Source organism: Bacillus andreraoultii (assembly GCF_001244735.1).
Taxonomy (GTDB): domain Bacteria; phylum Bacillota; class Bacilli; order Bacillales; family Caldibacillaceae; genus Caldifermentibacillus; species Caldifermentibacillus andreraoultii.
The window spans coordinates 1,824,318-1,837,319 of the sequence record NZ_LN868937.1 but is presented as its reverse complement, the minus strand read 5'-3'; the positions used below and the strand labels follow the sequence as shown (position 1 = coordinate 1,837,319).

Below are 13,002 nucleotides of genomic sequence, written 5' to 3'. Positions count from 1 at the left end.
TTATATTTTAATAGAAAGAGAGAACGTTTATACTTGCCCCCTCCTTCTGTGATAAATAAATTATATTCGATATAAGTTAATGATATCTTTTATGGCGGCCGCTGCTGCACCTCTTGGATGGGATGCACCACCTGTCACACAAACAGCTCCCATTTCTACTGTGTTAAAAACAATCCCCTTATTCGTTCCATTAACCGTATATAATGGGTGCGACTGTTCGATTTCGCATGGTTGCACGACCACTTGCACTTGCCCATGTACTCGACGGGCCTCGGCAATTAACTTAATTCGTGCGTTTCTTTTTCGTGCCTCTTCAATCGATCCACTTGTTATCTGCTCGATTCCTTCAATTGAAATATCCTTTATAGAAAGATTTGCACGAAACAAACCATTTGTAAGTAATAAAATTTTACAAGCTGAATCAAAACCTTTTATATCTAAACTTGAGTCCCTTTCCGCGATCCCCTTTTTCTGAGCTAATTGTAAAGCTTCGGAAAATGAAAGGTGGTATTCCTCCATACTCGTTAAAATATAATTCGACGTTCCATTTAAAATTCCTTGGATACTTGTAATTGTACAACCTGCTAAACTGTATTCACCGATATCCATTGTCGGTAATGCTGCTGCCGTTGCCCCACTAAATTTAAGCCGGACCCCTTTTTCCATTGCCGCTTTGTTTATTTCAGAAAACGCATGAACGAGTGCACCTTTCGAAACCGCAACAACATCCATTCTCGCTTTTATTGCTTCACGAATGTATGATAACCCAGGTTCACCATGCTCAATATTTGTTGGGGTACATTCTACTAACACATCACCGCTTATTATCGGTTCAATTAGTTCCATTCCTGTATCAATTGCAAATTGATTTAACGCTTTTGATCCTAAACCATAAGTAAGTAATCGTTCAAGTGGAATTCCTTCTTCTTTATAGAGCATACCTGAGCTACCGATAATTCCTGTTAGCTGTAAACCGAATCCGTACTTTCTTTTTATGTTTTCACCGTGAGTGAAAAGGAATTGACATAATTCTTTCGCAACAACGCCATATCCTGTGATGATCACCTTTTTGTCCATCGTTGTTCCTTTCTATAAACGTATTGACTTTTGTGTTCGTTTATTCTTTTTATATTTTTATTCGGCATGAGTTTATAAAATCCTTTTTTTCATGTATAGAAAAACCTCTTTCTTCTTTTCAAAATCCATTCTTACAAATGGGTATCTTTACAACTATCCTCCATCAACCTTGTACATATCGAACTTACTAAACCACTTTCATAGGAAGATCTCCTATTTCAACGTATTACCGTAAAATTCCGCCATCGTTTAGACAGACTTCAAAAGAGGACATATTGTAATGTATGGAGTGAATTTAGAGAAAACAATTAAGGAGAGGAAACGATTGAACCAGGAAGAATTAACAATATTTTTGCATATTCCAAAAACGGGTGGAACGACATTAAATACAATTTTCCGCAATCAATATGATAGAAGTGAATTTTTTGATCATGAAAGTTATCAAGATGAACTGATGAAACTAGAGGAGTTAACTGATGAAGTGAAGCAAAAATTAGTAGCTGTCAGTGGCCACTACTATTTTGGTATTCATACTCAATTCACTAAGCCATTTAACTATTTTACAATTTTAAGAGAACCAGTGGACCGTGTCATTTCGGCTTATTACTTTTTGAAAAATTTTCCGGGGTATGAACGAGTACAAACGATGACTTTAGAAGAATTTGTATTAAATGAACCCGAAGCACAGAATATGCAAACAATGTTAGTTTCGGGAGACCTTCATTCAAACCCTAGCTTACAGAAAGCAAAAGAGCATTTACGAAATTTTAAAGTTGTTGGGGTAACGGAACAGTTCAATGAAACCCTATTTTTATTACAAAAGGAATACGGCTGGATTCATATTCATTACAGTAGAAAAAATATAACCAAATCACGTCGACAAAAATCTGATATTCCACCACATGTAATCGAGTTAATTAACCATTACAATTCATTAGATATTGAACTATATGAATATAGTAAACAGTTATTAGAAGAAAGACTCGAAGCATTAACAGATGAGGAAAAGGGACAATTAGAAGCTTTTAAAATAGAGCAGGCTCAACTAGACGGCTAACTAGAATTCCCGGATGAATTGCATAGCTACTACTCGCCCATCCGGGAAATCCTTTATTAATCTAGGTATTATCTTACTTTCAGTCTGTCTTTCAATTTACGACTGAAATAATTAGTCGTATGCCTATGTCCCACACATTTAAATGTAGGGGAAGTCATGCCTAATGTAGTTATAAATTTTTATGAATAATTTGTAAAACAGTTTGTAATTCTTGAGCAGGAATTTGCCCTGGTGCGGATGCTTGTTCTCCAGCACCAAATGTACAACTCGAACCAAATACTTCACAACCTATGCGACTAATTAAACCAAGCGGGCCCATCGCTATTGTAATTAACGGTCGATCCGCATATGTTGTTTTCATTGTTTCCGTTGCAGCAAGTAATGTTAACAAATCTTGCGTATTATGGGGCATCACGGCAATTTTTGGAATATGACCACCTAAGTCTTGCATCTTCTTTAATCGTGACACAATTTCATCTTTTGATGGCGTTTCATGAAAATCATGATATGAAATAATAGTATAAATAGAGTTTTTCACAGCAAGTGAAATAAGTTCAGAAACGAGAGTATCCCCAGTAAATAGTTCGATATCAATTACGTCGACTAGCTTTGTTTCAATCACTGTTTCTAGTAGTTTTTTATAATAACGAGTTGGAAGATCTTTCAAGCCGCCTTCCTTCTTCGTTCGAAAAGTAAAAAGAAGCGGAATTTGTTTTTGTTCTTTTCTCATTTGGCATAGTAGATTAATGACAGAATCTAAATGTTCAACTTTCTCGTATGCATCAGCACGCCATTCGATAATATCTGGTTCCAGATTCATAACAGTATTAAATTGTTTTAGCACTTCTTCATTAGTTTCCCCGATGATCGGTATGATTATTTTCGGCTTCCCTTCACCGATGACAATACCGTTAATATTCCATGTCTTCACATCCAACCCCCCAAGCTTTACAATTCGTTAAAATTAGTGTACCACATTGTCGTAAATCTAAGGAGGACTTGTTCGAAATGTTAACTTACTTTTCCTTGTAACGTACCCATATACAGAAACTAGCAATTTACTACATAGAGAAACCTGGTGTCAAAGCCTTAAGGCGAAACCGGAGACTAGAGTTCGCCGAAAAGAAAGAGAGTTTTTCGACTTTGATGTAATGCACCGAAGCCTTCCTAGTAGCTTAAAAAAAGGTGGACGATTCCACCTTTTATGCTTTATCTTCTTTCTTTTCATTCTTCTTTTTACTTCTCCATAACATGTACAATGAGACCGCTAATGCCCCGGTTAAAATTGGTTCTTTCTTCAACTTGTTGTCGCTTGTATAAAATGTGTCTTTGACGATTAAGTTTAAGTTTTGTGGTCGTTCGGCAAGCCGGCGCATGTAATAACCGAACCAGTCATTTCCGAATGGCATATATGTTGTCACATTGTAACCTTCACGTACTAATTCTTGTTGCAATTCTTGACGGAACCCATATAAAAATTGGAAATCAAAAGCATCCTTGGAAATATTGTTCATAGCAACGAATGATTTTAACTCATTTATAATGTAATGATCATGTGTTGCGATGGAAGTAAACACGCCACTTAATAAGCGTTTTTTCGCAAGTTGCAAATAGTTACGATCAATTTCTGCCTTTGACTGGTATGCTACATCTGGATTTTCTTTATATGCGCCTTTTACAATTCGAACACGAACATGTTCTAACTCATCCATCATTTCTTCTGCACAGAATAAATAACTTTGAATAACGGTACCGACATGATTGTACTCTAATAAAAGCGTTTTCAAAATATCGATTGTCGGTTGAAAATGAATATAATCTTCCATATCAATATTAATAAATATTTCGTACCGGGTTGCGGTATCTAAAATTTCCTTCATATTTTCTAAACAAAAATCATAGTCGATATCAAGTCCAAGTTGCGTTAATTTTACGGAAACATGACAATCTAAATGTTCTTCATAAATTTTGTCAAGAAGTCGAATGATTTGTTGCTTCGCGAGTCTTGCTTCTGACTTTTCAAAAACAAATTCTCCTAAATTGTCTACCGTACAATGAATACCTTGGTCATTCATTTGTTTTATCGTTCGAACAACTCCATCAATATCTGTACCAGCAACAAACTTTTCCGCACCGAGACGGACACCCCATTTTTTTGCTGCTTGATTCAACAATTTATTATTGGATAAGCCGATGAAAAAATCTCTCGTTAAATTAGCCATATCTCTTCCCCTTTCCAAAGTCCGTTTCATAATATAGGAAACAATTATTATATTAAAAAAAGGAAATTGCACTTAATTAATGGTTCTTTGTCAAATGTTGGGGTTAAGCTACCGCGCTTTCGCTTGGTGACCTTTTATTGTAGGTATGAAATAAAATTCATACCTACAATAAAAGGGGGATTATTTCTAGCCTAGATGGACCCCTATTCCTTTATACTTGTGTGATAACAATATTCTAGCTCTTGCTCGTTTGAAGTTTCTGAAACCATACGCATTCCGTTTTATTACCTTTGTGTGGTTATTTATTCCTTCCAGAAATCCATTAGAATAGCTATACATAAAACTATTTAAAATTTCTTTTTCCCAGTTTTTAAACGTCCGTATGCTGCGTAGAAATTCCTGCACTCCAGTATCTCTAACTAACTGATAAAACGTGTTTAAGCCTTCTTTGGTTTTACGCATACCTTCTGAACCATTTTCTTTCGCTTGTTTGAACCATTCACAATAAGCCTCTTTTAATTGATACGCCATATCTAGTTCCTTCGACATACCACGGTATCGATCTAGGTACCATCTCTCGTTTTCGGTTAGTTTCGCACTATCTTTGTAAAATACATATCTCATTTTTTTACACTTTTTCCGGTCATAATCATTCCAATCTGACTGAATCCGCCTTCTTACTTTATCAAGTGCCCAATAGATATAGCGACAAAAATGAAAATGGTCGGCTATAATTAGTGGATGATCTAAGGCCTTTCGTACAGCCGATTTAAAGGAATGGCTCATGTCCATAATGACTATTTCTACATTGGCCCCATACTTTCGTAAGTATTGTGATATTGTTTTTCCTTTTCTATTCGGTAATATATCCAAAGGCTCTCTTGTATCTCCGTTTGCGATGATTAACTGATACTTTCCTTCTTTGGTATCCCCTTTATACTCATCTATAGCGATTACTCTCGGGAGTTCCTTAACTTCCCCTACTTCATTTTCGGCAAATGCATCAAATCGTCTTATAACCGTTGAAATCGAAGTACCATATTGTTGAGCTAGTTCCTTAAATGTTTTGGCTTGAACACTTCTCACGTTTACAGCCTGATTCCACTCTTTGGTAAACCGTTTATAACGCTCCACAAAATTGTTTTTCTCAGGAAACCTCTTCTCGCAAGCATCACAACGATATCGTCTCTTGTTATAAAAGATATAGCAGAGGCGTTCAAACCACTTTAAATGCTTGATTTTCTGCATTCGATAATCATGAATTTGTCGTGTTTTGGCACCACATCTAGGACAAGTATGTGTGCGTGCTTCCATTTCAACAAACAACGCTAATCTGTCATCCATTTGTTCCACTTTTAGTATTTTTACGTCTTCTAATCCTGGCATAATTATGTTATTATTCATTTGCACACGACTCCCTTTCTTTAACTTGTTTCTGTCAATTCAAGTATAAAAGGAAATTAGGAGTCGTGTGTCTCTTTTTTTTGAATCTTTTATTAACCCCAACATTTATTATAGAGCCTAATTAATTATATTATAACAACAAATGGTAATTTTTCGCCAATAGTTAATAACAAAAGTAATGAAAATTCTCTTCCTTAATCAAATAGGATAAAACAGGAAAAAGCTGCCATTATGACAGCTTTTTCTTTGACACCAAAGGGGACCCAACCATTCCACATCCTATAATGGTAATGATTTACACCTTTTTTCGGTTACACTCCAACAAGTGATGGGTACTTTAATTCTTACTTCCTATTAAATTGTTTTGCTCAGCACATATTTGGCTGCCTTCTGGAAGATTTCGATAGGATGTTTTTCGTCAGCTCCGTGACAAATATAAATCTTACTAATGAGATTTAATCGTATCCTAAGACTCTTTTAACCTTGGTTCTTTAAAGCTTCTTTAAAGCGAAATCTATTTACTTTTGTTTTCCATGTCTGCAAGGTTATAAATTTTCATCTCACTTTGAGTATTCCTTGATTATTTGATTGCCCGCTTCTCATCCTCATCTCATTCATCGAGTTCAACTTTTTAGAAGGTGACTCACATTTTAAATAAAGAGATGGACATGACTTGCGTTCGAATCAATCAAAGTACTAAAGATCAACAATCCTTTAAATCTTAACAGACTTAAACTGTTTCAATAGATTTTGTTACTTTACTGCTTTTCGAAATCAGAAAGTTTCTGGTGGAACCACCTGCTCTCATCTTTCAATCTTTTGAACCTTGTTTACCTAGTTTGACGGAACTAACTAGGATGGTTGAGTCTCCTCTGATGTCAACTTGTAAGGAAGTTTTCTTTATCTCTTCCTTACATCTACCTGAAATATTCATAGCTACAAATCCCATTTGATAAAATTTGTTAAATTAGTTGAACATAACGGTATTTAATTAAGAACCGTAGCCAATTCATAAAATAACTGAATTTTCAATAGAACAACTCTGGTATTTTGGGCATACTTCCCCCTTGACTGAAAAATTTATTTTTTTCAGTTATGAGAAGTATTCTATTGGTCATTCCAATTGTAGTTTTTGAATTCGATTCAGTACATCCCAAAAGAAATTTTGATACACAAAACTCGATGATAGTTTGAAGTAAAGGGATCTGCCTGATTTCACGACTTTACTTGCCGCTTTAATTAACCGAGTACGTATCGTATCAATTTGCATAGTTTTTTGACCTTCCGGAAAACAAAGAGTTCGTAACCAATTGGTCAAATTATATGCAAGAAGTGTTAACATCATTTTTACTTCGTTCACTAGAAAAGCGTGGCTATTCATATGATCAAAGTAAAAGCCATTTTTTGCTTCTTTGATATAGTTTTCCATCGTCCCTCTTTTTTGATAAGCTCGGACGATATCTTGAGGAAAAGCTAATTCAAAGTTAGTAACAAAAAAGGAATGGGTAAAGAACAGCTCACCTGCAGGACGTACCGATTGAATAATCACCCTTCTTGGTTTTGACCATGATTTTGCTTGGTAAATCGTTTCTTCATAATAGGTTTCCGTCTTGGAAACATCTAAAGGTGCGGAAGAAGGATGGTATTCCTTCGCTAAACTTTGTAGTTGTGAATTCGATTTCAACCGAATAATATACAAAACAGATTCTTCTTCACACAGATCGTATAATCCCGGAACAGCAAACCCACTATCTCCACGAAGAAACAGGGTAGTTTCCGGAAACATTTCGTTATAATGTTTAATGAGAGGCCGAATAAATTCCACCACACCATTTGATGTATAAACATTTCCGGGACGGAGTTGTGCTTTCAAAAAGTCACCAGTCGCACCATCAAAGGCGACTAATGGATGAAAACCCATCGTGCCATAATGAGTATTATATGACGAAGATTCTTGGTCCCCATATGTATCCGAATGAGTCGAATCCAAGTCGATAAATAACTCTTTCGATTGTCGAAAACAATGAATCTTATCAAGCATTTCTTGGTTAGCCAGATTTAATTGTTCAATTGAATCTTTATCAAATCGTGTATAAAAGCGAGACAAACTGGGCTGGGAAGCAAGTGTTGGAGTTTCAATGATTTCCTTAAACACAGGATCATGAGTCAACTGATCAGCCGCATCATCTTCCGCATACCCGGCAATGATTTGATAGACTTTTTGACGTAACAAGTTTTCATTTGAATGAAGATAATATTTCCTTGAATCGTTAAGTCTCAAGTACTTAACTAAAGTCTTTGAAAAACCAATTTTTTCATCGAATTCTCTAAAAAGAAACTCACCTGTATCGGAGGAAAGAGAACCTCCATCATTTGACAATTTAATTTTATGATTGAAATCAAGTGTTTTTTGCGTTAAAGTAACCATATAAAGAGTCCTTTCTGTTTGGTTTTTGTTTTGGTTACTTTAACTTTAACAGAAATGGATTCTTTTTTCATTTTTTTAATGAATTACAATAAAGCCGAAAAGGCTTGGTAATCCATAAGTTATAATAAGTTTCTGAATTTCTGTGAATAATTCAGGATCTATAATATAACATGTTTTTTCGAAAAAGTCTGTGAACAAATTGTTAACGTTTTCATTCATTAGTTTTACACATTAAAAAACAACGGGTACGCCTTAAACGCAATTCACTCTATTTTTGGTCGTACCCATAGTTTGGAAAAGTCTACATAGCCAAAATACTTGAGTTGAATATTCATAATATCTTTTGAAAATGGAATTTCTCGTTTTTCATGATACAACGGAATCATAAGCGATTTCTCAATTAACTTCTGCTCCATTTCGCGATGCAGCTGTTCCCAATGAGGAAAGGGTGTTTTCGTATATTCCTGTAATTTCTCGTTGAGTTCGGTGTCTGCATCCAATATTCTTGCCAATGGAGAATAACCATTTTTTAAAAAATAATAAAAAGAAAAGGATTCGTTCATTTCAAAAACTTCGCCATGAATATATAAATCGATTTCTTCGTGTTTTGTATTTTCATAGATTGATTCAGAAAAAGACAGCCTCTTCACCTTTACCGGTACGTCACTAGCAATCAAAAGTTCTCTTAACCAATTTGTCAAAGGCTCATTCCAATTTCGTTGCATAAGAATAATTGGTCCCGTAAATGTAGGGCGGAGGGCTTCAGGGACTGGATACACTTCCTTATGTAAAGACAAACAACTCGCATCGTTTGGCTCCAGTTTATGACTGATTTGTGCGACTTGATAACGATGTTTTGCAATAAGCCAATGAATATAATCACGAACCTCTTGCCTCCGAATATCAGAGTCCCGACACGCATTCATAATGACGACACCAAAACCAGAATTACTTTCAACAATTACCGTCGACTCAGGTTCTTTCGTAGCGTGCGTTGTGTACACAGTATCATAATCTTTCGGCACTTGAATAAATTCAATTTCATCAAGTAATGGTCTCTCTTGAAAATGTTCTCGGAAGGCTAATAATTTCGTTTTAACTTCCGTATTTTTAGCCAAATAAAACGGGCCTGTTCCAACTAATCCATTTTCTGTTTCTTTATAAATACTAGCTACCATTGTTCCAAGAAGTTGAAGGATGTAACTACAGCCGGTTGGTGTATCAATATCTACAATGAGTGATGTTACTGCAACAATTTTATCAACCGGCTCCCAAAGATTCGCATATTCTGGATGCTGCCTCATTTTTTCTAAACATTTGACAACATCATTGGCCGTTAATAGGGAACCATCATGGAATTTAATATCTTTTTTTAAGTAGAGCCGTACATTTGTTTCGCTAACATCCCAACTATGAGCAAGTTCTGATTTTACATTTCCTTTCTCATCAATCGATACGAGTCGGTTATAAATGGTTGCCACCAAGTTAGCAATAAGAACATGAACAGCATCTAACGGATGAAATGAAGTGAATGGATATTTTCTCGGGATTATTAAACGATCTTTTTCTTGTACGTTTTGTTGAAAACCAAATTTCGACTGAAATCGGTTCATGAGACGTAGTTTTCGTTCCGGAGACCAATCCATCAGAAGATACTTACTACTTTCTTCAATTGGTTCGGTTTCAATCATTTTAATTAATGTTTCTTCATACACTTCTTCCACATTCATGAGCCATTTTAGTTGGGAAACATTTCCTCTTCCTCGGCCTGGAGTAAAAGTGAACCAGCCTTCATTTTCCCAACTTTTTATGTAACGAGCTGTCTGTTTTGTACTTAAGTTTAAAATCTCAGCAATCTCCTGAACACGGATTGGACCTGACTGGACAGATCTCCATAGCGTAAATAAATAACTGTTCAATTCCTCACCTCCTTTAAAAGTAGACAAAAAATCACAATATTGTCTATTTATTTTTTTGTATGTCTATTTTAATATATCAGTATCAAGGGGGCTCAGCAAATGAAATGGAAAGATTATCCACAAAATATTAAAGTGCGGCTCATTACTTCATTTTTTAACAGAACCGTTTCGTCAGCGGTGATGCCGTTTATGGCACTTTTTTTCGCAGAAGAGAAAGGAAAAGTATGGGCCGGTACATTTTTAATAGCAACTGTTTTTGTTAGTTTTATCGTCAACTTAATTGGCGGATATATTTCTGACCGGTTTCCACGTAAACAAGTATTATTACTAACGAGCTCCTTAAGTGCAATTATGTTTTACTCCATGACGGTGAGTTTATTGCCAGAGGATAAATTAATTGGGGTGTTTGCGACAAGTTACATCATCTACATTGCTACGAGTAAAATGGGAAGTCCTGCAATGAATGCAATCATTATTGATTCGACAACAAAAGATAATCGAAAAGCAGTGTATGTGCTAGACTACTGGCTCGTTAATTTATCAATTGCGATGGGTACGGCTTTAGGTGGGATGTTTTATGTACATCATAAGACAGAACTTTTTATAGCACTTTCATTTACATCAACATGTCTCCCAATTGCCTATGCATTATGGCTAAAAGATATACCGATCAAACGATTAAAACAACAAAATAAAAATGTAGTTATTGATGTGATTAGTAACTACAAAGTTGCGGTAAAAGACATTCCTTTTGTAAAAGTTATGCTAGGCTCGATGTTTATTTTTGCAGCTGAATTTTCTTTAAGTAGTTATGTTGGGGTTCGGCTAGCTGATCAATTTAAGCCAATTCATTTCGGGGATTTCTCAATCGATGGCGTCCGGATGCTCAGTCTCCTTAATATTGAAAATACATTATTAGTTGTATTTTTCACTTTTTTTATTAATAAAATTGTCGATCGGTTCAGTAAAAAGAATGGGTTACTTTTCGGTCTTGTTCTATACGGAATCGGTTATGTTGTTGTTACATCAGCAAATATTTGGTACGTGTTACTCTTGTTTAATTTCATTGCAACGATTGGCGAACTTATTTATTCACCAATACGGCAAACAGAACAAGCAAATATGATCCCTGATGATAAACGAGGTTCGTATTCAGCTTTCTCAAACCTTTCGTTTAGTGGCGCTGATTTAATTGCCAGATCAACCATTATTATCGGGGCATTCCTCTCTCCTTCAATGATGTCGGTAGTCATCGGCGTTATCATTGCGCTCGGCATATTATTTATGTACGTAGGTCTGTTCAAACGAGAAATCATTACGAAGGTAGTAACGGTCAGTAGAAAGAATGGGTTATAGGTTATAGTCATCTATGACCCGTTTTTTAGCTAATCGCAAAGCTTCGGCTCATTACTTCGGCTGCATTACATCAATAGAGAAAACTCTTTTTTTTCGGCGGCGAACTCTAGGCTCTTGTTTCGCTTTAAAGCTCAAGCCATGAGTTTTCTTAATTCTAGTATTTGGAAAAGACAAGACTACACCGAGATAGCCTTGCCAATCGTTAACACAAACTATTTTTAATCATAATACCGATAATCGTCTCTACTGCCGCCTCTTGTTTTCCATCGTTAACAACGATTTCATCCGCATAGTCTTTGTACAGTTCAAAGCGTTCTTCATAGAGTGTCAGTAATTTTTTCTTTCCAGCTTTTAAAAGCGGTCTAGAACCTACTTCAATATCGTTCATAATGAAACTTAGTGGGCGATTTAAAAAAACAATAACACTGTCTTTTCTAAGAATCTCCATATTTATTGACTTTTTCACGACCCCACCACCTGTTGCAATGACAAGGTCTCCTCTCCTAGCAACTTCTAGGCAAGCATTTGTTTCTACTTCTCGAAAGTATTCTTCACCTTGTTCAAATAACTGTGGAATTGTTTTTCCTGACATTTCCACGATATAGTCATCTAAATCGATAAACTGTTTGCCGGTTTTTTCAGCAACCATTTTCCCTAATGTCGTTTTCCCACTTCCCGGCATACCGATTATCACTAGTTTGTTTTTCATTCCATCACTCTTTTATCGAAAATTTTTCATCCATATACGTCATCACTTCATTTAACACTTCATCAGGAATTGGAGTGTTTTGCCAAATTTCCTCCGACTTTACCGCTTGACCAACGAGCATTTCTAAACCACCGCACACTTGTTTTCCCGCTTCTTTACCCATCGCTAAAAAGTTCGTCATCCTCGGATTATAAATAATATCAATAAGGATATCAAAATTTCGAATCACTTCAATTCCGACCGGACTCACATCAACATCGGGAAACATACCAACAGACGTCGTATTAATTAGGACGTCTCCTTTCGTCGAATCTAGTTTGTCATACGTCGTAAAATGTACTCGTAAATCCGTGTACAACGTCTCAGGAAAGTTCCGACGTGAAACAATATAGACTCTTTCTACATCGTGATCAAGCAAATATTGAACAACCGCTTTGGCTGCACCCCCATATCCAAGAACAGTACATGTTTTATTCGTAATCTCGATATTGTTTGCCTTCAGAATCGTACCAAAACCGAAATAGTCTGTATTATATCCATATAATTTCCCATCTTTTAAAAGAATTGTATTGATTGCGTTGATACTTCGAGCTTCTTCTGATAGAAAATCTAAGAAAGGGATAATTTCCTGTTTATATGGAATCGTTACATTTACTCCTTTTATTCCTAAAACTTTTATCCCAGCGATAAACTTTGGTAAATCGGTTCTAGCAACTTCAAATTTTTTATATGCGCCACGGACATCAAGTAACGAAAAAATTTTTTCGTGAATTTCTGGAGATACACTATGCCCGAGCTTTTCTCCCAATAAACCATAAAATTCCATGGAA

Annotated in this window: 10 protein-coding genes; 2 read left to right on the top strand and 8 right to left on the bottom strand. The window is 35.8% G+C overall.

Annotated elements, in window-relative coordinates; translation table 11 throughout:
• Window positions 1–60: 60 nt before the first annotated feature.
• Window positions 61–1,077, bottom strand: coding sequence for a homoserine dehydrogenase (locus BN2144_RS13925; RefSeq protein WP_033828841.1), 1,017 nt, complete (start codon window positions 1,075–1,077; stop codon window positions 61–63).
• Between the two features lie 325 nt (window positions 1,078–1,402).
• On the opposite strand from BN2144_RS13925, the gene BN2144_RS13920 reads away from it, so the two are divergent.
• Complete coding sequence (locus BN2144_RS13920) at window positions 1,403–2,134, top strand: sulfotransferase family 2 domain-containing protein (protein ID WP_187367014.1); 732 nt, start codon at window positions 1,403–1,405, stop codon at window positions 2,132–2,134.
• 169 nt (window positions 2,135–2,303) lie between these two features.
• Here the strand turns inward: BN2144_RS13920 and aroD are convergent, their stop codons facing one another.
• The 5 genes from aroD to BN2144_RS13895 form a co-directional block, all read right to left on the bottom strand.
• A complete protein-coding gene (gene aroD / locus BN2144_RS13915; protein ID WP_033828840.1) occupies window positions 2,304–3,065 on the bottom strand; it encodes a type I 3-dehydroquinate dehydratase in 762 nt (253 codons plus the stop codon).
• A gap of 271 nt (window positions 3,066–3,336) precedes the next feature.
• Entirely contained in the window at window positions 3,337–4,356 is a 1,020-nt protein-coding gene (locus tag BN2144_RS13910) for a proline dehydrogenase family protein (protein WP_033826369.1), read from the bottom strand.
• 186 nt (window positions 4,357–4,542) lie between these two features.
• Window positions 4,543–5,766: an ISL3 family transposase gene (locus BN2144_RS13905; RefSeq protein WP_082195149.1), complete on the bottom strand. Its 1,224-nt coding sequence runs from the start codon at window positions 5,764–5,766 to the stop codon at window positions 4,543–4,545.
• 1,108 nt (window positions 5,767–6,874) lie between these two features.
• Window positions 6,875–8,188 carry an IS1380-like element ISBco1 family transposase gene (locus tag BN2144_RS13900; protein WP_017550355.1) on the bottom strand — a complete coding sequence of 438 codons (1,314 nt, stop codon included), beginning with the start codon at window positions 8,186–8,188 and terminating at the stop codon, window positions 6,875–6,877.
• A gap of 263 nt (window positions 8,189–8,451) precedes the next feature.
• Window positions 8,452–10,107, bottom strand: coding sequence for an ABC transporter substrate-binding protein (locus BN2144_RS13895; protein WP_033828839.1), 1,656 nt, complete (start codon window positions 10,105–10,107; stop codon window positions 8,452–8,454).
• A gap of 99 nt (window positions 10,108–10,206) precedes the next feature.
• Between BN2144_RS13895 and BN2144_RS13890 the strand changes: the two genes are divergently transcribed.
• Window positions 10,207–11,463: an MDR family MFS transporter gene (locus BN2144_RS13890; RefSeq protein WP_033828838.1), complete on the top strand. Its 1,257-nt coding sequence runs from the start codon at window positions 10,207–10,209 to the stop codon at window positions 11,461–11,463.
• A gap of 202 nt (window positions 11,464–11,665) precedes the next feature.
• Here the strand turns inward: BN2144_RS13890 and BN2144_RS13885 are convergent, their stop codons facing one another.
• The gene (locus BN2144_RS13885; protein ID WP_033828837.1) at window positions 11,666–12,172 is read right to left on the bottom strand and encodes a shikimate kinase; all 507 of its coding nucleotides are present in this window, start codon (window positions 12,170–12,172) and stop codon (window positions 11,666–11,668) included.
• Window positions 12,173–12,176: 4 nt separating this feature from the next.
• Window positions 12,177–12,998, bottom strand: coding sequence for a shikimate dehydrogenase (aroE, locus tag BN2144_RS13880; protein WP_033828836.1), 822 nt, complete (start codon window positions 12,996–12,998; stop codon window positions 12,177–12,179).
• Between the last annotated feature and the right edge of the window lie 4 nt (window positions 12,999–13,002).